The sequence below is a fragment of the Pectobacterium odoriferum genome, from assembly GCF_009931295.1.
Lineage (GTDB): Bacteria > Pseudomonadota > Gammaproteobacteria > Enterobacterales > Enterobacteriaceae > Pectobacterium > Pectobacterium odoriferum.
Genome location: NZ_CP034938.1, coordinates 4,412,612 through 4,439,023, shown reverse-complemented (window position 1 = coordinate 4,439,023; position 26,412 = coordinate 4,412,612). Strand labels below are relative to the sequence as shown.

Sequence of the window (26,412 nt, the reverse complement as noted above, 5' to 3'; positions counted from 1 at the left end):
GATAATGCGGACACCGCCGGAAAAACGTGTGAGCCGCCTGCGGCTACGCGGCGCGCGAATCGGCGGGTTTCTCTTGACGATGATGCGCAATCCGCTGACCGCGATTGGTTCTGCGATTGTGCTGATGTTGATGCTGGTCGCTATATTCGCCCCGTGGATCGCCACGCACGATCCGCTGGTACAGGACTTGGCTAATGCGTTACAGGCTCCGAGTGCGGCGCATTACTTTGGCACCGATGAGTTTGGACGCGATGTGTTTAGTCGTCTGGTCTATGGTTCACGCATCACGCTGTATATCGTGGCGCTGGTGTCGGTCACCGTTGGGCCTATCGGGCTGGCGCTGGGCGTGGTGGCTGGGTATTACGGCGGCATCGTCGATACCATCCTGATGCGTATCACCGATATCTTCATTTCGTTCCCTAGCCTGGTGTTGGCGCTGGCATTCGTTGCGGCGCTTGGCCCGGGTCTGGAGCATGTGGTGATTGCGATTACGCTGACGGCCTGGCCGCCGATTGCCCGTCTGGCAAGGGCGGAGACGCTGTCGCTGCGTCACGCGGACTTTGTGTCTGCCGTGAAGCTGCAAGGCGCATCCTCTATCCGCATCCTGCTGCACCACATTGTGCCGCTGTGTCTGCCGTCGGTGATTATTCGTATCACCATGAATATGGCGGGCATCATTCTGACAGCGGCGGGTTTGGGCTTTCTGGGGTTGGGGGCACAGCCGCCCGATCCTGAATGGGGCGCGATGATCTCTGCGGGTCGTCGTTACATGATGGAGTGCTGGTGGTTAGTAACTATTCCGGGGCTGGCGATTTTGATTAACAGCCTAGCGTTCAACTTCCTTGGAGACGGCCTACGTGACATCCTCGATCCCAGAACTGAATAAGTCTTCTCAACGTGTGCCGGGAAGCTCGCCCCTGATGGAAGTGGAAAATCTGCGGGTAAGCTTCGTGAACCGTGGCGCTGTGACGGATGCCGTGCGCGGCGTCTCCTTTACGCTGGGCTGTGAAAAGCTGGCCATTGTCGGCGAATCCGGCTCCGGTAAATCGACGGTTGGCCGAGCGCTGTTGCAACTGCATCCGCACAGCGCGCGGATTACGGCGGATAAACTGCGCTTCGGCGATACCGATCTGCTGAAAGCGGATGAGGCGCGGATGCGTCAGATTCGCGGCAAGCGCATCTCCATGATTATGCAGGATCCAAAATATTCGCTGAACCCAGTGGTGTGCGTTGGCGATCAGATTGCCGAAGCCTATCTGGCGCACCATCGGGTGTCGCACCGCGATGCGAAGGAAAAGGTCATGGCGATGCTAGACGTAGTGCGTATTCGCCAGCCAGAGCGCGTATACAATCTGTACCCTCATGAGATCTCGGGCGGACAGGGGCAGCGCATCATGATTGCGATGATGCTGATTACTGAACCCGAAATCGTGATTGCCGATGAACCGACCTCCGCACTGGATGTGTCCGTGCGACTGCAAGTGCTAGCGATGCTGGACGATCTGGTCAGCGAGCGCGGTCTGGGGCTGATTTTCATCAGCCACGATATCAATCTGGTACGTAGCTTCTGCGATCGGGTGTTGGTGATGTATGCCGGACGCGTCGTGGAATCCATTGCCGCCGCCGATCTGGACAACGCGCAGCATCCGTACACGCGTGGGCTGCTGAATTCGCTGCCGGATATCGACCATCGTCGTCCGCGTTTACCGGTGATGAATCGTGATCCAGCCTGGATCAATGGATAAAGGGGATAATCATGGCAACTGAAGCAATGAGTCAGCGTAAGCCGATGATCGAAGTGAATAACCTGAATCTCTCTTTTGGGCAAGGTAGCACGGCGAATCAGGTATTGTACGATGTGAACCTTACCGTCAACGACGGCGATATCTTTGGTCTGGTCGGGGAATCGGGCTCCGGTAAAACCACAGTGCTGAAATGTCTGGCCGGGCTTTTTAATCATTGGGAAGGCTCGCTGCATATTGACGGGAAGAAACTGGCACACCGAATCGATCAGGCGCGTTGTCGCCGGGTGCAGATGGTGTTTCAGGATCCGTACGGATCGCTGCATCCTCGTCATACGGTAGAGTCGATTCTGGAAGAGCCGCTGTCGATCCACCGCTTTGACGATCGTGACGATCGTATCGACACCTTGCTGGAGAAGGTGGGGCTGGGAACGCAATTCCGCCGCCGTTATCCGCATCAGCTTTCGGGTGGGCAGCGTCAGCGTGTGGCAATTGCCCGAGCGCTGATTCTGGAGCCGAGAGTTCTGCTGCTGGATGAGCCGACGTCGGCGCTGGATGTGTCGGTACAGGCGGAAATTCTCAATCTGCTAACGGAGTTGCAACAGCAGGAAAAGCTGACCTACCTGATGGTGACGCATGACTTGGGCGTGATTTCCCACCTGTGCCATAAAGTGGCGGTGATGCAATACGGTAAGATACTGGAAACGTTGGAGACCGATGACCTGACCAGCGATATGCCGAAGGATGCCTATACTTCCATGCTGGTGGACGCCAGCCGTCAGTACAGCCGCGATCTGGCGGTGCGTTCGGAGCGCATGGGCTAGGTACGTATGGACTTGTCGCGCTGCGAGATAATCATCATTATGAGGGCCGAGTAATCGGCCTTTTTTTATCTTGGGCACAGGTTTTTGCTCACAGTGGGTTACGAACAGACTTTTATACGTAAAAAAAGGTAAATGGGTAGCGTTGAAGAGTGCGGATACTTACAATCATTACGCTTTCTGTAGTCGGCCTCTTCAAAAAGGAATTCTCATGTTCAAACGTACTCTGGTTGCTGCGGCAGCCCTTATTTCACTGACGGCATTTTCTCCCGCTTTTGCGGCTTCCGACACCACCACGCGTGTGTTGCTGACGACGTCCGCGGGCAATATCGAACTGTCTTTAGATAATCAAAAGGCACCGGTTTCGGTAAAAAATTTCGTCGAGTACGTTAACAACGGTTTTTATAACGGGACGACATTTCACCGTGTGATCCCTGGTTTTATGGTGCAGGGTGGCGGCTTTTCTGGCGAAATGAGCCAAAAAGCGACGAACGCGCCGATCAAAAATGAAGCCGATAACGGTTTACGTAACCAGCGCGGCACGATCGCCATGGCGCGCACATCTGACAAAGACAGTGCGACCAGCCAGTTCTTTATCAACGTTGCCGATAATGCCTTCCTCGATCACGGCCAGCGTGATTTTGGTTACGCGGTGTTCGGTAAAGTGGTGAAGGGAATGGAAGTTGTAGATAAGATCTCCCAGGTGCCGACGAAAAATGTTGGGCCTTACCAGAATGTGCCGACCACGCCAGTCGTGATTCAGTCTGCGAAAGTGCTGCCCGGATTGACAAAATAGGTAAGCAAAGAACCGAGAATACGACAAAGGCCACTAATGTGGCCTTTTAGCATTTTACTCTGCTATTCCATTACCGCCGTTTTATTCCAGCGCGTTGGCCATCTGCTGTAGCCAGGCATCTACGCCAGTGCTCGGTACGTTCAACTGACGGTAGGTCGCTGTTGCAACGGGATAGCCGCCGACGTCTTCCTGGCTGTTCACGAAGCCACCTTTCCGCTGTTTGAAGTTCTCCACGATACGTTTATCGACGGCATCACGATCTTTAGGGCGTGCGCCTGCGCTTTGCAGTACCCGATTGGTGACGGTGCTGGCGGGTAATGCCGTTAAGCCTGCAGGCCAAATAGGGGACACTTTGAGTAAATTTATCCCGCTGCCTGACGTTTGCGGTGCGGCTTTGCCATTGGCATCGTACGCGAGATTATCTGACATCCAGACATCGCCGGAGCTATTGCTTCCTACCAGTCCTAAACCTGCTTTGGTATTCGCGCCGTAGTGCATCACGTTACCCGCAACGGAGACGCGTGGGCTGGCGGGCATGGTTTTCCCTTCCCACTCTCCTTTTACTCCGCCGACACGAACGCCCCAAATACCGGGGTTGTAGATCAGGTTATTGACCATGACGCCTGTAGAACCTGCTTTAAACCAGGCATTGCGCTCGTTGTTGTGCGCATACAGGCTGCCCACGATGGATACGTCGGTCACGTTATCGTGAACCAGCGTCCCCATCGAGTGAATACCTTTGGTGTGAGCCGAATCGTATAGGCCTTCAGCAACGATATTATTTGAAAGCGTGATACGGTGTGCGGTGCCCTGCGGTCCGTCATAGCGTGGGCCGGAAATAGACAGGTTTTCGTCCGTACCCCAGGCGAAACTAGAGTGGTCGATCACGACGTTGTAGGCATCTTTGCCGTTGATGGAAACATCGCGTTCAAAGCCGCTTTTTTTACCCGTACCGGCATCGCCGATGCGGAAACGAATATGCTGCATCAGCACATCATGTGTGCTGATCCCCATTCCGCCGCGAATGATGGTGATACCGGGAGAGGGAGCGGTCTGGCCGGCAATGGTGACAAACGGTTCTGATAACCGAAGGTCACTTTTATTCAGGTCGATAATGCCGCCAACCTCAAAAACGATAATGCGCGGACCTTTGGCAGCCAGCGCTTCCCTGAGTGAACCAGCTCCAGAAGAGGCTAGCGTGGTGACGCGAATAATGCGTCCACCGCTGCCTGCTACGGTATCCGCTCCGAATCCTTTCAACTCTGGTGCAGCCGGTGTGGCGGCGCTCGCCATCGGTATGCCAACACTAAACACGAAGCCGGTGCTGAACAGTGCGGCGAACAGAAGAGAACGTTTCATTTCATTTCCTTGAATATTAACGATAAAAATGAGCGAGCCCTTAGGGCTCGCTCAAGTGCGGCCCGAACGATAAACCGACGGGCGTTAAGCTCGCTTGCAGACTCCTGTTAGCACAGGACAATGAGGGTCGGAGCCTGAAGTCCGCTTATTTACCTTTCATGCTTTACACATCGCAACTAGTTGCAATTTGCTGCCGTCAGCACCGCAAGATTTTTGTTCACGCCAGCATAGTTCGCCAGTTTGTCCTTCACGCACTGTGCCGAAACCGGAGAGTAGCTGTAAGGAACAGAAGCGAATGTGCCAGTACTTTTCCAGTCTTCCGCATTCACGTAGGGCTTGGAATCTTTATCCCAGGTGATGTTGTATTTAGCGAAATCAGCCGGGCTCATGACGTTGTTATTACGCAGCTCCCAGGTACCGAAGTTGGAACCGTCGTAACGTGAGGTCACCGGGTTTTTCGCATTCTCGAACCAGTTACGTTCGATCAGCGCAATCCCTTTCTGACGCACGTTCAGGCCAGAACTGGTGATGCCAGTATACAGGTTGTTGTACGCGTGAACCTGGCCGCCACGTTGCAGCGGGAGGCGAGCGTTAACGTCGTCGTAAATATTGTGATGATAAGTCAGGTCACGGCCCGTATCGCTGCTGCTGAAGCCGCTCAGGCCGACCTTTTTGATGCCGTGAATGTAGTTGTACGAAATGGTCACGTTGGTTGACGCTTTTTTGATATCAATCGCGGATTCAAATGTCGTGTCACCGTCTTTTGTACCTGCGCATTCAAAATTTTTCGCGAAGATTTCGTTGTGGTCAATCCAGACGTTCGGCGTGTTATCGATACGAATGGCATCACCATCCTGCGCGCCGCCCGGCATGTAACCAAAACGCATGTTACGTATGACGATATCGGATGATTTTGTCAGCCAGATCCCGAAGTTGGCGGACGATCCATTGGTTCCGATGATGGTAATCCCTTTGGTGAATTCTTTGATTTCTACACCTCGGGCATCCTTACTCCACTGGCCGCAGATGTTGGCCTCAGCGGCTTTGATCAGCGCGTCTTCATTACCGTTATAGGTGATGACAAGCGGGTAAGCGCCACCTTTCACTTTCTTGCCATTGGAATCCAGCTTCGCGGCTTCGATGATATCAATAATATCTTGCATGGAGCGCGCTGTTTTTTTCACGGCACCGGCAACGTCACCACCGTCAGTGGTGGCATAACCCCCGTATTTGCCGCCATCGTTGGTTGGGCCGCAAGCAATAACAGCCCAGCGGCTGCAGAAGGCAGTAGGTATTTCATTAAGGTACTCTCCTTGGAATTGAATTTTTGTTTGGGTATTAATGTTCCACATAACCCAGATTATATTATTTTGGTGTTTCAATAAAAATGAAATCAAGGTTTATTGAAAACCAAGATAAGTCTTACCATAAAAGAAAAATAATTCAATATTTAGGTATTAAATATATCTCATGAATAATGATGGAAACATCAATGCTTAATAAGTATCTATTTTAAATGGTAATATTTTTTTCATTTTTTCTAAAATAAGGATATTGATGATTTTTATGAAAAATAAAATTACATTTCGTTTTATGCCACTGTCATAGGCGCGATTTGATAAAGGTAATAACTGTGAGCGACATCAATAAATAAGTAAAATTCCCTCATTGGGATGGTGGTGTCAGAAATATTTGATACCGATCAAATTATCAATTAATTATGTGTTGATGAATGACTATTATTTTAATTATTTAATCATTAATTAAATGATGGTTTTCTTTCTTAGTAAATACAGCTATTTATTTTTAATAATATAATTAGTGCGCTATTTAATTGGTGCTTATTTTAGAATACATATCCATGCTCGTGCCTGAGTTTCCATAAAAAATGAGCGAGCTCTAAGAGCCCGCTCTGGTATAACCCTGTCTCAGTATGAAGAGTCACGGCCGTGGGATATTCAGGCTTATCGTTTCCTGTCTTGATACGACGGAGAAAGCCTCACCACGTTTATTTGCAGTTAGCTGCTGTCAGTACTGCCAGATTTTTTCCTACACCAGCATAGTTTGCCAGTTTATCCTTCACACACTGTGCAGAAACCGGGGTGTACTTATAGGAGATGGAAGGGAACTTACCAGTACTCTTCCAGTTATCCGCATTGATGTGAGGAGAGGAAGGTTTGCCCCAGGTGATTTTGTATTTAGCAAAATCAGATGGGCTGGTAATGTTGTTGTTACGGAGTTCCCAAGTACCGAAGTTGGAACTGTCGTTACGTGCTGTCACTGGGTTGAGCGCATTTTCGAACCAGTTGCTTTCAATCAGCGCGATTCCTTTCTGACGCACGTTAAAGCCTGAACCGGTGATGCCGTCATACAGGTTGTTGTACGCGTGAACCAGACCACCACGCTGTAATGGCAGGCGTGAGTTAACATCACGGTAGATATTGTGATGATAAGTCAGGTTACGACCCGTATCCGTATTGCTTGCACCGCTCAGGCCAACTTTCTTGATGCCATGAATATAGTTGTAGGATACCGTGACGTTAGTTGACCCTTTTTTGATATCGACAGCCGATTCAAAGGTGGTGTCATTGTCTGGCGTACCTTTACACTCAAAGTTCTTGGCAAAGATCTCGTTGTGGTCGATCCAGACGTTCGGGGAGTTATCGATACGAATGGCATCGCCGTCTTGCGCGCCGCCTGGCATATAGCCAAAGCGCATATTACGTACCACAACGTTAGAAGAGTTCACAATCCAGACACCGAAGTTGGCGGATGAGCCATTGGTGCCCTGGATAGTAATGCCTTTGGTGAACTCTTTGATTTGTACGCCGCGAGCGTCCTTACTCCACTGGCCGCAAATATTCTTTTCAGCCGCTTTGATTAATGAGTCTTCATTACCGCTATAGGTGATGATGAGCGGGTAAGCACCGCCTTTGACTTTCTTGCCTTTTGAATCCACTTGCGCGGCTTCAATAATATCCACAATTTCTTTCATAGAACGTGCCGTTTTTTTCACGGCACCGGACACTTCTCCACCATCCGTAGTGGCATAGCCGCCCGTATTTGCGGCCATTGCGGGTTGAGCCGCGAGTAATAGCAATCCAGCGGCTGCCGTAGGCAATAGGTATTTCATTATCACTGTCTCCTTGGAATAGAATTTTCATGGGCATTTATCGATCCCTATGCCCGATGTAACAGGTAAAAATTTTTCAACAAAAATGAATTTCAATTTTGGTGAAAAACCAAGGGAAGTGTGGTCAAAAAATAAGATCAGTTCAAGGGTGAAATGTTAAATGTATTAGGGGTGAAACATTTTGTAATACTGATGATTGGATAACTCTGATTTTATAGGAAACAATTTTCTTTTAAAGTAACCGTAAATCATGATGTTATTTTTTTAGTGGATAATAAATGTAATCAAGTTTCTTTATTGATTAGTTTTTAAATCGTTATTTTTCTTGTGACGATCGCTATCGTCAACGTAAGAAACTACCTTAAGTAAAAATATACTATCACAGACATGTTCAATATTTTTCGAGTGATGAGTTAATTTTATCGTGAATTTTAGTTTGTTAAGAAATAATTATTATTAATCGCTATATGGTGTTTCTTTACGTGATAAAAGAAGAATAGACCTCATTGTTCGTAGCGGCTTATTGGCTAAATTATCATTAGCACGACGTCTATTTTCATGGCGGTCACGCTGACAATCTTGCTCGGGACTCTCAAAAATGAGCGAGGCCGAAGCACTCGCTCAGAAAGCACCCGGCGCAGAATGAATGCGTCGGGCTTAACGCGTTTATTTACAGTTAGCTGCTGTCAGTACCGCCAGGTTTTTACCTACGCCGGCATAGCTTGCCAGTTTATCCTTCACGCACTGTGCAGAAACTGGAGAGTAGCTATATGGGACGGCTGGGAATTTACCGGTGCTCTTCCAGTCATCCGCATTGATGTGCGGTGTGGATGGTTTACCCCACGTGATTTTGTATTTAGCAAAATCAGATGGGCTGGTAATGTTGTTGTTACGGAGTTCCCAAGTACCGAAGTTGGAATCGTCATTACGTGCGGTCACTGGGTTGAGTGCATTTTCGAACCAGTTACTTTCGATCAGTGCGATCCCTTTCTGACGTACGTTAAAGCCTGAACTTTTGATACCGTCATACAGGTTGTTATAAGCATGCACTTTACCACCACGTTGCAGTGGCAGACGTGAGTTAACATCGCTGTAAATATTGTGGTGGTAAGTCAGGTCGCGACCCGTATCCGTATTGCTTGAACCGCTCAATCCCACTTTTTTCACGCCATGGATATAGTTGTAGGATACCGTGACGTTGGTGGCGCCTTTTTTAATATCGACAGCCGATTCAAAAGTGGTGTCGTTGTCTGGTGTACCAGCACATTCGAAGTTCTTGGCGAAGATCTCGTTGTGATCGATCCAGACGTTTGGCGAGTTATCAATACGGATGGCATCGCCATCTTTTGCGCCGCCCGGCATATAGCCGAAGCGCATGTTACGCACGACAACGTTGGAAGAGTTAACCATCCAGATGCCGAAGTTAGCGGAAGAACCGTTGGTTCCGAGGATGGTGATCCCTTTGGTGAACTCTTTGATTTCCACACCGCGCGGATCTTTGCTCCACTGGCCGCAGATGTTAGCTTCGGCGGCTTTGATTAACGCATCTTCATTACCGTTGTAGGTAATAACGAGCGGGTAGGCCCCACCTTTGACCGCTTTACCGCTTGAGTCCTTTTTCGCAGCCTCAATGATATCGACGATCTCTTGCAGAGAACGCGCCGTTTTTTTCACAGCACCAGAAACGTCGCCGCCGTCAGTGGTGGCATAACCCCCCGTATTTGCCGCCATTGTCGGTTGGGCCGCGAGCAGCAACAGCCCAGCGGCTGCAGAAGGCAGTAGGTATTTCATTATGTACTCTCCTTGACATAGAATTTTTTGGGTATTGATCACTACACACCCTGTGTAATTTAAAAAGGCTGTTTCAACAAAAATGAAATTAAGGTTTGTCTATAAAGCCGTTCTAAGTGTTAACAGAAAAAATAAACAATACAAGATGGGGCGTTAAATATATTAATTAAATAACAGAGGACAGTTGAGAGGATTTGTGTTCATTACTTTTAAATAGAAACCAATTTCCATTTAAATCATTTAAATTCATTGTGTTATGTTTTTTAATCTTTGTCGTTTCAATCTGGATTCTTTATTTTTTATCCATTTTATATGCGTGGTTTATTCGCTTTCTGAGCGATTGTGATCGCTATCAAAAAATATCACTTTAGAGATAACCTCCTTAGTTTTTCTTCCTTTTAAAAAAACTGAATTAATTCATAGGAGGTTTTTGTTTATTATTTTTTTTGTTAAAAATAATTTCAATGTAATCGTTTACTCTGAATTGTGATAATAAATAAGGCCTATTAATAAAGATGTTTCCTGATGAAATAAATGATTTGTGATCGATAAAATTATTATCATGCTAATTTCTTAAACGAAGAGAGCGACCCCTTTGTCTTTGATGGTGACGAGGGCGGGTACCTGACGCGGATTTCATGTATGTTAGTACGGCTTTTCCGACTAACAGTGCAATGACTATGCTGCTAATTATCGATAACTACGACTCCTTTACCTACAACCTTTACCAATACTTTTGTGAGCTTGGCGCACAGGTCGTGGTGAAGCGTAATGATGAACTGACGCTACGAGAGATTGAGCAACTTGCGCCTGAGCGATTGGTCATTTCACCTGGCCCTTGTACGCCGGATGAGGCGGGCATTTCGCTAGCTGCTATCCGTCACTTTGCCGATAAACTGCCTATTCTGGGCGTGTGTCTTGGCCATCAGGCGATGGGGCAGGCGTTCGGCGCGCGTGTGGTGCGAGCACGGCAGGTCATGCACGGGAAAACCTCAACGATTGCGCATAGCGATACGGGGGTTTTCGCGGGGCTGGCTCACCCTTTGACGGTCACCCGCTATCATTCACTCATTATTGATGCCGCATCACTGCCTGATTGCTTTGAGATCACGGCTTGGAGCGAACATGAAGGCAAGCGTGATGAGATTATGGGGATTCGCCATCGCGCATTGCCGTTGGAAGGGGTGCAATTTCACCCAGAGAGCATTCTTAGCCAGCAAGGGCATCAGCTTTTGGATAATTTCCTTAAAATTTAGCCATATAGAAAGTTATTCTCTTCAGTAGCTGATTTAATATTGCCTGGAATTGATTTTTTATGCATATTTATTGACTATATTTTCATTTCGACATGATGGACAGCAGAGTGAGGCAGCAAATGGTAGCAGAGCAGAAAGCAGTGACACGGGATACTCACGATAAAGTGATTTTGCCGGTTTATGCACCCGCGAAGTTTGTACCTGTGAAAGGTAAAGGGAGCCGCGTCTGGGATCAGGAAGGCCGCGAGTATATCGATTTCTCCGGCGGTATTGCGGTCACGGCGTTGGGCCACTGCCATCCTGCATTGGTGAACGCGTTGCAGCAGCAGGGTGAAAAGCTGTGGCACACCAGCAATATTTTCACTAATGAGCCTGCGCTACGCCTCGCCAGCAAATTGATTGATGCCACTTTTGCCGACCGCGTGTTCTTTGTTAACTCCGGCGCTGAGGCTAACGAAGCCGCCTTTAAGCTGGCGCGTCACTATGCGGTTAAACGCCATAGTCCGTATAAAACCAAGATCATCGCCTTCTACAATGCGTTCCATGGCCGGACGCTGTTCACCGTCTCGGTTGGCGGACAGCCTAAATATGCTGATGGTTTCGGGCCTAAACCTGCGGACATTGTCCATGTTCCCTTCAACGATCTGGCTGCGGTGAAAGCAGTGATGGACGATCACACCTGTGCGGTCGTGCTGGAGCCGATTCAGGGCGAGGGTGGAATTACGCCTGCGACGCCTGAGTTTTTACAAGGCGTGCGCGATCTGTGCGATCAGCACAAGGCGCTGCTGGTATTTGATGAAGTGCAGAGCGGGATGGGGCGTACCGGTAAATTATTCAGCTACATGCATTACGGTATTACGCCGGATATTCTCACAACGGCTAAAGCATTGGGCGGCGGGTTCCCGATTAGTGCGATGCTGACGACGGAAGAGATCGCATCGGCCATGACGGTTGGGGTACACGGCACCACCTATGGCGGCAACCCGTTGGCCTGTGCGGTGGCGGAAGCCGCGCTGGATATCATTAACACGCCGGACGTGTTGTCAGGCGTGGCGGATCGTCACGATCGCTTTGTCAGTGAGCTTGAGAAAATCAATCAGCAGTACGGTGTATTCGAACAGGTTCGCGGTATGGGGCTGCTGCTGGGTGCAGAACTGAAACCGCAATGGCACGGTCGCGCGGGCGAGTTCCTGGCTGCCGCAACGGCCCAGGGGCTTATGGTACTGATGGCTGGGCCTAACGTGATCCGCTTTGTACCGTCTTTGATCATTGATGAAGACGATATTGCGCAGGGGATGGCGAAGTTCGCCAAAGCCGTCGCGCAGGTCGTTAACACAGCAAACTGATTACGCTCCCAAAAGCGCAGTGATAAAAAAACGTAGAGAACGTTTTTCAACGTCGCTTGCGACGGCCCGTAAGGGTGGCGGCAGGGATGGCACGGCATAAAAAAAGCGTGAGGCCGAGGCTTCACGCTTTTTTATTGGTAGGGTACCGCGACAGGGGTTTAGCGAGTGCCGTAAACGACAATCGTTTTACCGTGTGCAGAGATCAGGTTCTGGTCTTCTAACATTTTCAGAATGCGGCCCACGGTTTCACGCGAGCAGCCAACGATTTGCCCAATTTCCTGACGGGTAATTTTAATTTGCATGCCATCTGGATGCGTCATGGCATCAGGTTGTTTGGCCAGGTTGAGTAGGGTTTGGGCAATACGGCCGGTTACATCAAGGAAGGCGAGGTTGCCGACTTTCTCAGAGGTAACCTGAAGTCTGCTTGCCATTTGCGCAGACAGACGCATGAGAATATCTGGGTTAACCTGGATGAGCTGGCGGAATTTTTTATAGGAAATTTCAGCCACTTCACAGGCGGTTTTTGCCCGAACCCAGGCACTGCGTTCCTGACCTTCTTCAAACAGGCCGAGCTCGCCGATAAAATCGCCCTGATTGAGGTAGGAGAGGATCATTTCCTTGCCTTCTTCATCTTTGATTAGCACTGCGACAGAGCCTTTCACGATGTAGTAAAGTGTTTCTGCTTTTTCACCTTGGTGAATCAGTGTGCTCTTCGATGGATACTTGTGAATATGACAATGGGAAAGGAACCATTCGAGAGTTGGGTCTGTTTGCGGTTTGCCGAGAACCATTCGCTATCATCCTCTGTTGTAATTCACTGCGCAAATTACAGGGGTCAGAGTTCCCTGTACGGCGTGTTTAACTGCTAAAAAATAAAATTCAGTCTAGGCAGAATGACGTCAGGGAATATACTGGAACCACTGTACCCTTGATTTTCCGGTTGCTGCCTTGCCGCATCGTAAACGTGGCTGGGTATATCTGGCCACGTAATCATCTTCTTCGTTTCTGGGTTTGTCCAGAAAAGGTCTATTCTATTTTCGTTTTAACACAGCTTTAAGGATGTGTCTTGTGTTGTCTCGCTTCAGCATGACAAAGCTCTGATTAACGCTGATTTTTGTACAGTAACGATATAAATTTTCAAAAAAATTTTAGTGGAGAGGCATCATGCAGGCTCGGGTAAAATGGGTTGAAGGCTTAACGTTTTTGGGCGAATCCGCATCAGGGCATCAGATATTGATGGACGGCAATTCTGGCGATAAAGCGCCCAGTCCGATGGAAATGGTATTGATGTCCGTAGGAGGATGCAGCGCGATTGACGTGGTGTCGATTCTGCAAAAAGGTCGCAACGATGTGGCGGATTGTGAGGTGAAATTAACGTCAGAGCGTCGGTCTGACGCGCCGCGTTTATTTACCCACATCAATCTGCATTTTATCGTGACGGGAAAAGGATTGACTGACAAAGCTGTCGAGCGAGCTGTCGCCCTGTCGGCGGAAAAGTACTGTTCTGTGGCACTGATGCTGGGCAAAGCCGTTGAGGTGACGCATAGCCACGAAGTTAGGGTGCTGGCTTAATCTCTCTCTGGGCACGACACTACCGTGCCCGGTTTCGCTTATTCGATCGTTTTCCCTTCGATTAACCGCTGCACCAGTGGCGCCATAATCAATTCCATCGCCAAGCCCATCTTCCCGCCGGGAACGACTAGCGTGTTGATATGGGAGATAAACGACCCCTGCAACATGGCGAGCAGATAGGGATAATCAATATTATCCAATCCCTGAAAGTGAATCACGACGAAGCTTTCGTCCAGTGAGGGAATCGACTTGGCGGCGAACGGGTTGGAGGTGTCCACGGTAGGCACGCGCTGGAAGTTGATGTGTGTGCGAGAAAACTGTGGCGTGATATAGGTGATGTAGTCTTCCATCGAGCGAACGACGGAATCCATCACCGCTTCACGCGAGTGGCCGCGCTCATTAACGTCACGAATCAGCTTTTGAATCCATTCCAGATTGACGATTGGCACTACGCCGACGAGCAAATCGACATGCTGTGCCACGTCGTTTTGCTCGGTGACTATGCCACCGTGCAGCCCTTCATAGAACAGGATATCGGTGGGTTCCGGCATCGGCTCCCACGGCGTGAATGTCCCAGGAACCTGATTATAGGGAATTGCTTCATCGTAGGTATGCAGATATTTACGCGTCTGGCCGCGCCCGTGCAGGCCATAGTCGATAAACGACTGTTCCAGCAGGCTGAAATCATTCGCTTCTGGGCCGAAATAGCTGATGTGGCGTCCTGAATCACGCGCTTTACGAATCGCCATATCCATTTCCGGGCGGGTATAGCGGTGAAAGCTATCGCCTTCCAACTGGGCTGCACGCAGATCAAACTGCTGGAAAATCTTACGGAAGGCCAGACTGGTTGTTGTGGTTCCCGCTCCGCTGGAGCCGGTAACCGCAATAATCGGATGCTGATGTGACATAAGGCGCGTGACTCCGTGATCGCGAGGTTCGCATAGACTGGAGGCCTGCGCGTATCCTCAAAAAAGACGTAATTAGTTATCATTGTTAGCATGTTTGGCGCGTTCTTTCACGACTTTTGCCATGCTCAATAAGGGGCATGTCCTCCGGCATTGAGCTGGTTGCGGGGCATGATATTGAGGGTTTCATGTAACTCAGACCACACCAACACCACCTCGCCAGATTGGAGCTGGCTGCGGATATCTTCCACTTTCTGCGCCAGCGATCGCTCCTGTTCGCCGTAATCGGTGCCTTCCCGCAGGACGAAAGATTCGATGATGCTATCCAGTGTTTCTGGATCGAGCTGTTGCCAGGGAATAATCACGCTATTCCTCCTGAATGAAAAGTTCCTGAATAAGAGGTTCCTGAAGAAAAAGAATTAGTGGCATGGTCCAAAAATGGGCTAAGCCAATTGGGAATGCGCTGTTCCAGCCACATTTCCGGTTTCATCAACGTTCCTCCGACGAAGCCGACATGCCCACCATGTTCCGTCAGTTGATATTCAATATTAGACGGTAACTGCGACAGATCGGGAATCACCTCAGACGTCATGAAGGGATCGTCCTTTGCATGGATAATGAGCAGCGGTTTACGAATCTGAGGCAACAGCGGCAGGGCGCTACAGCGTCGATAGTAGTCGGCCGCATCGTGGAAGCCGTGGATACGTGAGGTAATGACGTCATCAAACTCTCGCAACTGGCGGATTCGCTTCAACTGCGGCAACTGAATCGGCAGTGTATCTGGATAAGCCGCCAGCTTGCGACCGGCGTTTTGCTTCAGCAGACGCAGCAGGTAGTGCTGATAGACGCGAGAGAAGCCTTGTTCCATCCTGCGGCTACAGGGTTCGAGCATCAAGGGGGCGGAAACAATGACGGCCGCGGACAGGGAGCAGGCTTCGCCTTGCTGAGCGAGCAGGTAGGCCAGCATGTTACCGCCGAGAGAAACGCCGATAGCGGCGGTAGGCGCATTGCCCAGTGTCTCCTGCATCCAGTGCAGAAAATAGCTGGCATCACCGGTTTCGCCGGAATGATAGATACGCTTCATCCGATTGGGCTTACCGCTGCATCCGCGAAAATGCATGATGACAGCCAGCCAGCCGCGCTGCTTACAGGCATGCAACAGGCCGTGAGCGTAAGGGCTGTGAAAGCTGCCTTCCAGCCCGTGAAACAGCACCACGCGCGGTTTGTGCCGCGCCTGTTCAGGCGCTTCGCTCCACGCCAGATCGACGAAATCGCCGTCCGGTAATTCGAGCGCTTGCCAGACTGGCAAGAACTTCGCGTGACGGCGAATCAGGCGCGGCAATAGCGTTTGCAGATGTGGGTTACGAGCGCCGCTTAGCGGACGGAAATGGTCATGCATAAAGGATATGAAAATCTTGTTGTCGGCTCTTGTACGATCAATATCACACTGTTAGCTTCAATGCTGCCAGTTGGTACGATATTTGGGTCAGGAGCGCCCACAAATAATGGAACTGAGTTTATTTCTCTCGATGTTGGGTTTTTTGTGGGTGGCGGCCATCACACCGGGGCCGAACAATATGCTGTTGACTACCTCGGGCGCGAATTTTGGCTTTATGCGTTCACTGTGGCTGATGGTCGGCATCATGCTGGGCATGCAGAGTATTTTACTGCTGGTGGCATTCGGTGTCGGTGGGTTGATTCTGATCTATCCTTCGCTGCATTTTATCCTGAAAGTCCTCGGTAGCGCCTATCTGCTCTGGCTGGCGTGGAAAATTGCCACGGCGGCTTATGAACGGCTGGAAACGTCCGCTGCGCCGTCCCAGCCGATCCGATTTTATCAAGGGTGGTTGCTGCAATTCCTGAACCCGAAAGCGTGGCTCATGGCGCTGGGCGCGGTTGCCAGCTTTAGTCTGGCGGGGGAAGGCTATAACCAGTCCGTGATCGCGATAAGCATCGGGATTGTGCTGGTCAATCTGGTGTCCGGCGTCATTTGGCTCGGATTTGGCACGATGATTGGACGACTGCTGCGCAGTAAGAAAGCGTGGATTATCTTTAATGTGTCAATGGGACTGCTGACCGCCGCTTGCGTGCTGTTGATTTGGCATTAAGGCTGATTTGGCTCAGATGAAGTAGCGAGCGGTTTTCCGCTCGCTACTTAGGAACCACACTATCAGCAGAATATCATCAGTAGTATTTACTTATAACCGTCTGTTTTTAAGAGGTTATTAACCAGATTAAGTTCAGTGTCGAAATCCAACGTATCGTTCTCCAGCAGCCGTGCATGTTGCTGTTGAAAGGCGGAACCCAGCGCTTTCAGCGCGGTAATATTCTTCAGCAGAAAATCGTCCGATTTGCCGTGTTTCTCTAATTGGGTGGAAAGCCTGACAAACTCACCCGCGACTTTTTCTACGGCAGGAAGGTAGCGATTAAGAAACGCCGTGCCGGGCTCCACATCCTTGGGATCTTCCTTCATACACGTGACAATAAGCTGTGCGTACTCGACGATAATTTTCAGTTCTTCGAGCAGTGCGTTGGGGAGCTGCTGTGGGGTTTGCAACTGGGCAATACGACTTTCAAACGTAACCACTTCCTGAACGGGCGGTGTGATGACGGAAGAGGAAGGCTGTGGCGATTTTGGTGTGAGTACAGCAACCTGTGCCTTTGGCTGGTTTTTCGTTGTTTTGAAAAGCGTTTTTCCCCGGTAATGGCATATGACGCCCCACATCACACAGACGACGAACGCCGCATTATAGAAGGGGTGTTCACCAAACCGATGTACACTGGTATAGCCCATAAGGATGACAAAAACTAAAAGACTTTGGCACAAGGTACCAACGCGAAGATGAGAAATCTCGGTGAGAAATTTAATGATCCACCATGCTGCGGCAACCCACCCCAAAACGAATAGGGCATCTTGCGTAATGAACCAAATGATACCTGTTAGAAGTGGCCAAATCATATCAACCTGGCGCTGGGTAATGGCGTACCACAGTAAAATTAAACTGAAAGTAGTCACCATTAAAACATTTCCTTGAACGTTTTCATCTGCCATGAGGTCTGGATAGAATTTATCTAGAAACCCTATACTGATGATCGCACCGACGATCAAAACAATGCAGCCGAAGGCGTAGATCTTAAATAGCGTCAGGCAAAGACGCCCTAATTTCTTTTGCCATCCCTCATTTTGAGGGGAAGATGCGTTTTGCATATTCAACGAAGACCACTTATCAAAACGAAATTATTTATGCAGAACGCTGCTGCATCGCGTGTTGTTGGTTCGCAGCAATCTCGGCCAGACGCGTTCTTAGCTCCGTTTCCATCGTGCCCAGTTCTTTCTCTACATCAGCCCGACGGGTTCTGGCGTCATTCGCAATCGTGACGGTTTCTTCGATGGTGTTCAGGAGGCGGCTTTGCACCTCGCGTAAGGTTTCGATGTCCACAATCGAGCGTTCGACTTCCCGTGCGGTTTCAACAGTGCCGAGCTGGAGCATTTCTGCATTTCTTCTCAGCATGGCATTGGTGGTATCAGAGACTTCTTTTTGCAGTTTTGCCGATTTGCGCTGTGAATGCAGCGTTATCGCCATCACGATTTGGCTCTTCCACAACGGAATTGTGGAGAGAATGCTGCTCTGAATTTTCTCGGCGAGCGACTGGCTATTACTTTGCATCAAACGAATTTGAGGCGCAGTTTGGATCGCGATGGTGCGGGACATCATCAGATCGTGCAGGCGTCTTTCAAAGCGCTGTATGTTGCTCACTAAATCACGCACGTACTGCATATCCATCGGGTCGTTGGTTCGCTGTGCTTTTTCCTGTGCGGCGGTTAGATCACCAGACTGAATCGCTGCCAATTTCTGTTTGCCGGCAATGATATGCAGCGTGATTTGTTGAAAATACTCGCGGTTGCGTATGAAGAGCTGTTCCAGCGTGGAGATATTGCGCAAGAGCTCCATCATGGCGCTTTCGAGTTTTTTAGAAACGGTATCAACCTGCTGTGCCAGCGTTTGATATTCCAGCAGCGTACGCTGGATGGTGCTGAACAGTTTTCCTATCAATGGGAATGAGGCGAGGAAGCTTTGCTTAGTGTCAAAAACGGTGAGATCGACCGACTTTACCTTCATCAGCAGGTCTGTCAGCTGTTCACCAATCACGCCCGCATCTTTTACTCTGACTTCCTGCATTAAGGATTCTGAAAAACGCGAAATATTGCCCATGGTGTTTGCTGCGTAAGAGATGGACAGCATAGGGTCGGTAATATCAATTTTATTGATCAGCACCGATACTTCGCTTTTCTCCTGCTCGCTAAGCTGCGACAGGTTGAGTTCAGATAACGCATCGCTTGCTGTCGTGGTGACGGCGTTGTTGCCAGAAGCGGTGAACGTAGCAGAAAGGGAATCCTTAGAAACAGACGGCGTATTTTCCATCATAAATGTTGTCCTTGGCTTATTGTTCGGCCGTTTTATGCCTGACGGCCTTCAATCTCAGTGAATAGGTAAGTGTGTAGAAATCAGTAGATTAATCACCAAATATTACCTTGGGGAAATATTGCACTCAATGCGCTTTATCATCACTTGTTGAGATAATGTCGTGAGAGGGAAAGAAAAAAGTGGGAAAGCGAGCGGGGAGACACCCGCTCGGGTGGGTAAATGCAATTTACTCGCTCTGCATCATCTGCTCTAGCTGTTCCTGCGCGTCCAGCCAGGACATTTCCGTTTCTTCCAGCTCGATTTTGACTTTGGTTTGTTGTTGCAGGCAGTCGGTGAGCTCGGCTTTGCGGCTGATGTCATAGATGGCGCTGTCCGCCAGTCGGGCTTCCAGCGCTGCCAGCGTTTCCCCCAGCTTTTCCATTTGCTGCTCAAGCTTGGTTATCTGTTTGCGCAGCGGCTGCGTTTGCGTTCTCAACTCGGCTTCGCGGCGTTTCTGATCTTTTCTGCCCTGCGCACTGTTGGCGATATTTTCTTTTGGTGTTTCATCGGCCGCATTTTCCTGACGTTGCAGGCCGACCAGCCACTGTTGGTAGTCTTCCAAATCGCCGTCGAACGGTTCTACTTTCTGGTCGTGTACCAGATAGAGATCGTCCGTAGTAGAACGGATCAGGTGTCGATCGTGCGAGACGACAACCAGTGCACCTTCAAAATCGATTAACGCTTCGGTCAACGCCTGACGCATATCCAGATCGAGGTGGTTGGTTGGTTCGTCGAGCAGCAGGAGGTTCGGGCGTTGCCAGACGATCAGCGCCAGCACCAGACGGGCCTTTTCGCCGCCGGAGAAGCGCTCGGTGATCTCCGTGACTTTGTCGCCCTGAAAACCGAAGCCGCCAAGGTAGTCACGCAGCTGCTGCTCTGTTTCCCGCTCTGCCAGACGTACCAGATGCTGCAAGGGCGATTCGTCCGCACGTAGAAACTCTAACTGATGCTGAGCGAAATAGCCGAGCCTCACGCCTTTCGCCAGCCCGATTTCCCCTTTCAGTGGGGCAAGTGTGCCAGCAAGCAGCTTGATCAGCGTAGATTTACCCGCGCCGTTATGGCCGAGGAGCCCAATGCGGGAACCCGGCACTAAATTAAGTTTGATCGATTCCAGAATTAGCTTGTCGTTATAGCCTGCGCTGACCTTTTCCATCTTCATCAGTGGATTGGGCAGCGACTCCGGGGCGCGAAAACTGAAGCGGAAAGGGTTATCAACATGCGCCGGTGCAATCATCTCCATGCGTTCCAGCATTTTTATCCGGCTTTGCGCCTGCTTGGCTTTGGTCGCCTGCGCGCGGAAGCGGTCAATGTAGTGTTGCAGGTGCGCGACACGCTCCTGCTGGTGCTCATAGAGCGATTGCTGCTGTGCGAGGCGAGTGGCGCGCTGGCGTTCAAACGAAGAATAGTTACCGGTGTACTCGTTGAGCGACTGCTGTTCGATGTGCAGAATCTTGGTCACGACCGGATCGAGGAAATCGCGGTCGTGCGAGATCAGGACCAGCGTGCCGGCGTAGTTTTTCAGCCACTTTTCCAGCCAGATAACCGCATCCAGATCGAGGTGGTTGGTCGGTTCATCCAGCAACAGCAGATCTGAACGACAGATCAGCGCCTGTGCCAGATTCAAACGCATCCGCCAGCCGCCGGAAAAGGCGCTGACGGGCTGTTGTAGCTGTGACTGAGAAAATCCTAGCCCATTGAGCAGGCTTGATGCTCTGGCCTGAATCGTCCAGGCTTGGATGGCATCCAGCTTGCCGTGCAGCGTGGCAATCGCATTACCGTCGTTCTCTTCGTTGGCGGTCTGCAACGCGGCTTCCAGTTGGCGAAACTCGCGGTCGCCGTCAATCACGTAGTCCAGCGCGGGTTTGTCCAACGCAGGCGTTTCCTGATTAACCCACGCCAGTGACCAGTTTTGCGGGAATGTTGCGCTGCCGCCGTCGGCACTGATTTCACCTTTCAGTAATGACAGCAGTGTAGATTTACCACAGCCGTTCTTGCCAACCAGACCCACTTTCTGGCCGGGATTAACCGTTGCTGTCGCGTTGTCGATCAGAACGCGTACACCACGTCGAATTTGCAGCGAAGAGAAAACAATCATAAAGCGCCGTATGTTCAGAGTATGTTAAATTGTGGACATATCAGGACACGCGGTGTCCTGTTTTTAGTCGTTGCGCTGCATGGTAACGGAAAACGATTATTATGACGACGCTTTGGAGGGGAATGATGTCGCAGCCACCGAAGATTTTGCTGCTGTATGCCCATCCGGAACCACAGGACTCGGTAGCAAACCGGATCTTATTGCAACCGGCTCAGCAGTTGGCGAATGTAACCGTGCACGATCTTTACGCACACTATCCTGATTTTTTTATCGATATTCATCACGAACAACAGCTGCTGCGTGAGCATCAGATCATTGTTTTCCAACATCCGTTTTATACCTACAGCTGTCCGGCTTTGTTGAAAGAGTGGCTAGATAGGGTGTTATCCCGCGGTTTTGCCAATGGGATCGGCGGTAATGCGCTGGCGGGGAAATACTGGCGTTCGGTGATTACGACCGGTGAGCCGGAAGATGCTTACCATCCCAACGGGAACAATCGCTACCCGATGGAAGATTTGCTACGCCCGTTTGAGCTGACGGCGGCAATGTGCCGTATGCATTGGATGCACCCCATGATTGTTTACTGGGCGCGTCGGTTACAGCCCGATGTGTTGTCGAGTCAAGCCAGAGCTTACGGTGAATGGCTATCCTCCCCTTTACCTGAAGAGGAACGCTAGTATGGAGAGTTCTGCGCTACTGACCGCCAGCGTCTTATTTTTGTTTGTGGCGGTAGTAGCCGTACCGATCGCTGCCCGATTAGGGATTGGTGCCGTATTGGGCTATTTGATCGCTGGGATTGCCATTGGCCCCTGGGGGCTCGGCTTTATTCGCGATGTGGAAGCCATCCTGCATTTCTCGGAGCTGGGCGTCGTTTTCCTGATGTTCATCATCGGGCTGGAGTTGAATCCCTCCAAGCTCTGGACGCTGCGTCGCTCGATCTTTGGCGTGGGGGCCGCGCAGGTCGGCCTGAGTGCGCTGATTTTAGGCGGAGCCTTGTATCTGACGGACTTCTCGTGGCAGTCCGCGCTGATCGGCGGCGTGGGGCTGGCGATGTCGTCAACGGCCATGGCGCTGCAACTGATGCGCGAAAAGGGCATGAACCGCAATGAATCGGGGCAATTAGGTTTCTCCGTTCTGCTGTTTCAGGATTTGGCGGTTATCCCTGCGTTAGCGCTGATTCCGATTCTGGCTGGTGTGCAGGGTGATTTCGGCGATTGGGAACGGATTGGTCTTAAGGTCGCCGCGTTTCTCGGCATGTTAATCGGCGGCCGCTATTTGGTGCGCCCGCTGTTCCGTTTTATTGCGGCATCCGGCGTGCGTGAAGTGTTCACCGCCGCCGCGCTTTTGCTGGTGCTCGGCTCTGCGCTGTTTATGGAAGCATTAGGGCTTTCCATGGCGTTAGGCACCTTTATCGCTGGTATTCTGCTGGCGGAAAGTGAGTATCGGCATGAACTGGAAATCGCTATTGAGCCGTTCAAAGGTTTGCTGCTTGGCCTGTTCTTTATCTCTGTAGGCATGGCGCTGAATCTCGGGATTCTCTACACCCACATCGTGAAGATTATGTTTGCGGTATTGGTGCTGGTGGCGGTGAAAGCGGCTGTTTTATACTTTCTGGCGCGGATTAACCGAATGCGCCGCTCCGAGCGCTTGCAGTTTGCCGGGGTGCTGAGTCAGGGCGGCGAGTTCGCTTTCGTCCTGTTTTCCGCTGCGGCTTCATTCAACGTATTGAAAGGTGAGCAATTGCCGCTGTTGTTGGTGACGGTGACGCTATCAATGATGACGACGCCGCTGCTGATGCAGTTAATCGACCGCATTCTGGTGCGTCGTTATAACGTGCAGGATGTACCGGATGAGAAGCCCTATGTCGAGGATGACGAACCGCAGGTGATCGTGGTGGGCTTCGGGCGTTTCGGGCAGGTGATTGGCCGCTTATTAATGGCGAACAAAATGCGGATTACCGTTCTGGAGCGTGATATCAGCGCCGTGAGCTTGATGCGCAGTTATGGTTATAAGGTTTATTATGGAGATGCCACGGAGCTGGAACTGCTGCGCTCGGCGGGTGCGGATAAAGCGCGCTCCATTGTGATCACCTGTAATGCGCCGGAAGATACGATGGAGATTGTGCATCTCTGTCAGCAACACTTTCCAAATCTGGAGATTCTGGCGCGGGCTCGCGGGCGTGTTGAAGCTCATGAACTGTTACAGACAGGCGTAAAACATTTCTCGCGCGAAACCTTTTCCAGCGCGCTGGAGCTAGGGCGGAAAACGCTGGTGACGGTGGGCATGCACCCACATCAGGCGATGCGTGCACAACAGCATTTCCGCCGTCTGGATATGCGCATGCTGCGTGAGCTGATGCCGCAATTGACGGGGGATGTCGCGCAAATCTCCCGTGTCAAAGAGGCACGCCGTGAGCTAGAGGATATTTTCCAACGGGAAATGCTGCGCGAGCGCCGTCGGCCTAGTGTGTGGGATGAAGACGACGAGTAAGAACCTATTCTCTAGGCTATTTTACTTGCCATTTTGAACCTGGGCAGTGCTCGAAATCCTCACGTACTACGTGTACGCTCCGGTTTCTGCGCGCTGTCCGAGTCCAAACTGTCTGCGCCAATAACGACTAGTAGAATAGGTTCTAGATTCCAGGTTCTAGGTTTTAGAACGGCGATAAATTGGAGTTATCATGCGTAAACGCTTTATTGCAGGGGCCGTGTGCCCGACGTGTCAGGCTCAGGATACGCTGGCGGTTGGACGAGAGGATGATGTCGAGGTTGTGGTGTGTGTGAAGTGCGGATATCGCCAGAGCCAGGCAGATGAGCCCACGACGGCACCCGCCCCACAGGCTAACGAGATTATTGGGATCTTTCGGCCAGAATGAAGGATGAGAGCCTAAGATGGCATTGTCATCAACCGTTGACGTTTTTTGATTCCGGACGGTACATAGGGACATTTTTCAGCTACAATTTGCGCCAGTTTGATTTCCAACGGTAGGAGATATCATGAAAGTAGCAAAAGATCTGGTGGTCAGCCTGGCCTATCAGGTACGTACAGAAGACGGTGTATTGGTTGATGAGTCTCCGGTGAGCGCGCCGTTGGACTATCTGCATGGTCACGGTTCCCTGATTTCTGGTTTGGAAAAAGCCTTGGAAGGCCGTGAAGCTGGCGCGAAGTTTGATGTGAACATTGGTTCCAGCGACGCTTACGGCAACTACGATGAAAATCTGGTTCAGCGCGTACCGAAAGATGTCTTTATGGGCGTTGACGAGCTGCAGGTTGGTATGCGTTTCCTGGCTGAGACCGATCAGGGTCCAGTACCCGTTGAAATCACCGAAGTTGAAGACGACCACGTTGTTGTCGACGGCAACCACATGCTGGCAGGTCAAAACCTGAGCTTCAACGTTGAAGTTGTTGCTATCCGCGAAGCGACGGAAGAAGAGCTGGCGCACGGTCACGTTCACGGCGAACACGATCATGAACACGGCGACGGCTGCTGTGGCGGTCATGGCCATGATCACGACCACGATCACGGTCACCAGCACGGTAAAGGCGGCTGCGGCGGCAACGGTGGATGCGGCTGCCACTAAGTAGCCGTAGCGCATAAAAAAAACCTCAGGTTGATGAACATCGCCTGAGGTTTTTTTATATTTGGCTTACGTTGATTTTCAGTGTAACGACGCGCCTCTCAGTAATGCGGTGGTGGCGTTTCTTCCGACTGGGGGGCGACAAGCGAGGTTTGCTGGCTGCGCAGCCTGTCGGTGAGTAGACGAACATGTTCACGCAGGCGGCTAATTTCCCGCTCGTGTTGAATAACCGTTTGGTTAAGCTCTTCTATGGTGACTTCCTGAAAAGCCTGTCGGCTTTCCAACTGTTCGAGCCGTTCTTCAAGTGCTGATGGTGACATCGTTATTCCCCCTTACTTCTTGTTACCCGCGAGTTTGTCAGAAAGCGGAAACTTCTGGTAGTAAAAACGGTCGCAGTAGGGCGCAATGCACTATCTGGAATGGGGCATATTGTTGCCAGAAGGCCTTAGGACGACACAAATGATGTCGGAAAAGCTTCCTGACGTTTTTTATCAAAGGATTGTCGAGTGCGTCGTTGTGTTGTCTTCGTCCGCACAGTTATAGTAGGCGCGAATTTATTTTAATGATGGCTGGAGCGCGTCGCTCCAGATGCTGGAGAAATGGATGAAATCACTGTTTAAAGTAACGCTGTTAGCAACAACGATGGCTCTGGCTCTGAACGCAGGCCAGGTTCTGGCGGCAGATAAAGCGCAGGCATCTGATACCACTGCGGCAGCCAAATTCAAGAACGATGAGCAGGCAGCGGCTTACGCGTTAGGTGCATCTTTAGGGCGTTATATGGATAACTCTCTGAAAGAGCAAGAAAAATTAGGTATCAAACTGGATAAGGAACAGCTGATTGCTGGCGTTCAGGATGCCTTTGCTGATAAGAGCAAGCTGACTGACGAAGAAATCGAAAAAACGCTGCAAGGCTTTGAAGGTAAGGTGAAAGCCGCGGCTGAAGCCAAAATGAAGCAAGATGCGAAAGATAACGCGGATAAAGGCGCCAAATATCTTGAATCTTTTGCCAAAGAAAAGGGCGTGAAGAAAACCGCATCTGGCCTTCTGTATCAGGTTGAGAAAGAAGGTAGTGGTAATGTACCGAAAGACAGCGATACTGTAGTGGTTAACTACAAAGGTACGCTGGTTGACGGTAGCGAGTTCGACAACTCCTACAAACGCGGTGAGCCGCTTTCTTTCCGTCTGGATGGCGTGATCCCTGGCTGGACTGAAGGTCTGAAGCACGTTAAGAAAGGCGGTAAAATCAAGCTGGCTATCCCACCAGCACTGGCCTATGGCGAAAATGGCGTGCCTGGCATTCCGGCTAACTCCACACTGGTGTTTGACGTTGAACTGCTGGACATTAAATCTGAAGCTGACCTGAAAGCAGCGGATGAGGCGAAAGCTGAGAAGCCAGCAGCCGAAGAAAAAGCCGCTAAGTAAGCATCTCGATAGTCGCAACATGACCGCAGGCACTGGCCTGCGGTTTTTTTTTGTTTCACCATCACTTCCCTGCAATTGAATCCCTTTCCCGTTAACCGTGACGGCACCTATCTGTCATCCACCACCCGCG

At 50.5% G+C, this 26,412-nt stretch carries 24 protein-coding genes and 1 pseudogene; 13 read left to right on the top strand and 12 right to left on the bottom strand.

All coding sequences use genetic code 11. The features are described 5' to 3' along the window. Positions 1-4: 4 nt before the first annotated feature. From EO763_RS20070 to ppiA, 4 genes are all read left to right on the top strand, one after another. Complete coding sequence (locus EO763_RS20070; RefSeq protein ID WP_103158211.1) at positions 5-886, top strand: ABC transporter permease; 882 nt, start codon at positions 5-7, stop codon at positions 884-886. After that, a complete protein-coding gene (locus EO763_RS20065) occupies positions 858-1,745 on the top strand; it encodes an ABC transporter ATP-binding protein (protein ID WP_080762738.1) in 888 nt (295 codons plus the stop codon). Before EO763_RS20070 ends, EO763_RS20065 begins: the two co-directional genes overlap by 29 nt. Positions 1,746-1,789: 44 nt before the next feature. After that, on the top strand, positions 1,790-2,566 hold the full coding sequence (locus tag EO763_RS20060; protein WP_208852019.1) for an ABC transporter ATP-binding protein: 777 nt from the start codon (positions 1,790-1,792) through the stop codon (positions 2,564-2,566). 208 nt (positions 2,567-2,774) lie between these two features. Then, positions 2,775-3,359 carry a peptidylprolyl isomerase A gene (ppiA, locus tag EO763_RS20055; RefSeq protein WP_161529985.1) on the top strand — a complete coding sequence of 195 codons (585 nt, stop codon included), beginning with the start codon at positions 2,775-2,777 and terminating at the stop codon, positions 3,357-3,359. Positions 3,360-3,440: 81 nt separating this feature from the next. Here ppiA and pelZ read toward each other — a convergent pair whose 3' ends face one another. The 4 genes and pseudogenes from pelZ to pelA all read right to left on the bottom strand — a co-directional run bounded on the left by pelZ (position 3,441) and on the right by pelA (position 9,642). Beyond that, entirely contained in the window at positions 3,441-4,718 is a 1,278-nt protein-coding gene (gene pelZ, locus EO763_RS20050) for a pectate lyase PelZ (RefSeq protein WP_161529984.1), read from the bottom strand. 176 nt (positions 4,719-4,894) lie between these two features. Continuing rightward, positions 4,895-6,018: pseudogene (pelC, locus tag EO763_RS20045) on the bottom strand (pectate lyase PelC). A gap of 708 nt (positions 6,019-6,726) precedes the next feature. Then, positions 6,727-7,851, bottom strand: coding sequence for a pectate lyase PelB (gene pelB, locus EO763_RS20040; protein ID WP_039492150.1), 1,125 nt, complete (start codon positions 7,849-7,851; stop codon positions 6,727-6,729). A gap of 666 nt (positions 7,852-8,517) precedes the next feature. Continuing rightward, positions 8,518-9,642, bottom strand: coding sequence for a pectate lyase PelA (gene pelA, locus EO763_RS20035; protein WP_039492152.1), 1,125 nt, complete (start codon positions 9,640-9,642; stop codon positions 8,518-8,520). A gap of 680 nt (positions 9,643-10,322) precedes the next feature. Here pelA and EO763_RS20030 point away from each other — a divergent pair. Both EO763_RS20030 and argD read left to right on the top strand, forming a co-directional pair. Further along, positions 10,323-10,898 carry an aminodeoxychorismate synthase component II gene (locus EO763_RS20030; protein WP_161529983.1) on the top strand — a complete coding sequence of 192 codons (576 nt, stop codon included), beginning with the start codon at positions 10,323-10,325 and terminating at the stop codon, positions 10,896-10,898. Between the two features lie 119 nt (positions 10,899-11,017). Then, positions 11,018-12,244 (top strand): bifunctional acetylornithine/succinyldiaminopimelate transaminase, encoded by a 1,227-nt coding sequence (gene argD / locus EO763_RS20025; protein WP_161530451.1) that lies wholly within the window; start codon positions 11,018-11,020, stop codon positions 12,242-12,244. A 158-nt stretch (positions 12,245-12,402) separates the two neighbouring features. On the opposite strand, the gene crp is transcribed toward argD, so the two are convergent. Next, entirely contained in the window at positions 12,403-13,035 is a 633-nt protein-coding gene (gene crp / locus EO763_RS20020; protein ID WP_004090925.1) for a cAMP-activated global transcriptional regulator CRP, read from the bottom strand. 373 nt (positions 13,036-13,408) lie between these two features. On the opposite strand from crp, the gene EO763_RS20015 reads away from it, so the two are divergent. Then, positions 13,409-13,816: an OsmC family protein gene (locus tag EO763_RS20015; RefSeq protein ID WP_010297044.1), complete on the top strand. Its 408-nt coding sequence runs from the start codon at positions 13,409-13,411 to the stop codon at positions 13,814-13,816. Between the two features lie 38 nt (positions 13,817-13,854). Here EO763_RS20015 and EO763_RS20010 read toward each other — a convergent pair whose 3' ends face one another. From EO763_RS20010 to EO763_RS20000, 3 genes are all read right to left on the bottom strand, one after another. After that, positions 13,855-14,724, bottom strand: coding sequence for a phosphoribulokinase (locus EO763_RS20010; protein ID WP_161529982.1), 870 nt, complete (start codon positions 14,722-14,724; stop codon positions 13,855-13,857). 125 nt (positions 14,725-14,849) lie between these two features. After that, a complete protein-coding gene (locus tag EO763_RS20005) occupies positions 14,850-15,086 on the bottom strand; it encodes a YheU family protein (RefSeq protein ID WP_102116844.1) in 237 nt (78 codons plus the stop codon). Next, positions 15,083-16,120 carry a hydrolase gene (locus EO763_RS20000; protein WP_161529981.1) on the bottom strand — a complete coding sequence of 346 codons (1,038 nt, stop codon included), beginning with the start codon at positions 16,118-16,120 and terminating at the stop codon, positions 15,083-15,085. Before EO763_RS20000 ends, EO763_RS20005 begins: the two co-directional genes overlap by 4 nt. 106 nt (positions 16,121-16,226) lie before the next feature. Here EO763_RS20000 and EO763_RS19995 point away from each other — a divergent pair, with 106 nt between their 5' ends. Next, positions 16,227-16,829 carry a LysE family translocator gene (locus EO763_RS19995; protein ID WP_161529980.1) on the top strand — a complete coding sequence of 201 codons (603 nt, stop codon included), beginning with the start codon at positions 16,227-16,229 and terminating at the stop codon, positions 16,827-16,829. Between the two features lie 86 nt (positions 16,830-16,915). On the opposite strand, the gene EO763_RS19990 is transcribed toward EO763_RS19995, so the two are convergent. The 3 genes from EO763_RS19990 to EO763_RS19980 form a co-directional block, all read right to left on the bottom strand. Then, positions 16,916-17,929 (bottom strand): 5-bromo-4-chloroindolyl phosphate hydrolysis family protein, encoded by a 1,014-nt coding sequence (locus EO763_RS19990; RefSeq protein WP_161529979.1) that lies wholly within the window; start codon positions 17,927-17,929, stop codon positions 16,916-16,918. Between the two features lie 34 nt (positions 17,930-17,963). Beyond that, the gene (locus EO763_RS19985; protein WP_161529978.1) at positions 17,964-19,148 is read right to left on the bottom strand and encodes a toxic anion resistance protein; all 1,185 of its coding nucleotides are present in this window, start codon (positions 19,146-19,148) and stop codon (positions 17,964-17,966) included. A 226-nt stretch (positions 19,149-19,374) separates the two neighbouring features. Continuing rightward, on the bottom strand, positions 19,375-21,282 hold the full coding sequence (locus tag EO763_RS19980; protein WP_161529977.1) for an ABC transporter ATP-binding protein: 1,908 nt from the start codon (positions 21,280-21,282) through the stop codon (positions 19,375-19,377). A 125-nt stretch (positions 21,283-21,407) separates the two neighbouring features. Here EO763_RS19980 and kefG point away from each other — a divergent pair, with 125 nt between their 5' ends. The 4 genes from kefG to slyD all read left to right on the top strand — a co-directional run bounded on the left by kefG (position 21,408) and on the right by slyD (position 24,863). Continuing rightward, the gene (gene kefG, locus EO763_RS19975; protein ID WP_161530450.1) at positions 21,408-21,959 is read left to right on the top strand and encodes a glutathione-regulated potassium-efflux system ancillary protein KefG; all 552 of its coding nucleotides are present in this window, start codon (positions 21,408-21,410) and stop codon (positions 21,957-21,959) included. 1 nt (position 21,960) lies between these two features. Continuing rightward, a complete protein-coding gene (kefB, locus tag EO763_RS19970) occupies positions 21,961-23,772 on the top strand; it encodes a glutathione-regulated potassium-efflux system protein KefB (RefSeq protein WP_161529976.1) in 1,812 nt (603 codons plus the stop codon). A 190-nt stretch (positions 23,773-23,962) separates the two neighbouring features. After that, the gene (locus tag EO763_RS19965; protein WP_039362780.1) at positions 23,963-24,157 is read left to right on the top strand and encodes a YheV family putative zinc ribbon protein; all 195 of its coding nucleotides are present in this window, start codon (positions 23,963-23,965) and stop codon (positions 24,155-24,157) included. Positions 24,158-24,278: 121 nt separating this feature from the next. Continuing rightward, positions 24,279-24,863, top strand: coding sequence for a peptidylprolyl isomerase (gene slyD / locus EO763_RS19960; RefSeq protein WP_010277503.1), 585 nt, complete (start codon positions 24,279-24,281; stop codon positions 24,861-24,863). Between the two features lie 98 nt (positions 24,864-24,961). Here the strand turns inward: slyD and EO763_RS19955 are convergent, their stop codons facing one another. Then, entirely contained in the window at positions 24,962-25,180 is a 219-nt protein-coding gene (locus EO763_RS19955; RefSeq protein WP_039492176.1) for a protein SlyX, read from the bottom strand. A 283-nt stretch (positions 25,181-25,463) separates the two neighbouring features. Here EO763_RS19955 and fkpA point away from each other — a divergent pair, with 283 nt between their 5' ends. Further along, positions 25,464-26,282 carry an FKBP-type peptidyl-prolyl cis-trans isomerase gene (gene fkpA / locus EO763_RS19950; RefSeq protein ID WP_161529975.1) on the top strand — a complete coding sequence of 273 codons (819 nt, stop codon included), beginning with the start codon at positions 25,464-25,466 and terminating at the stop codon, positions 26,280-26,282. The last annotated feature ends 130 nt before the right edge of the window (positions 26,283-26,412 follow it).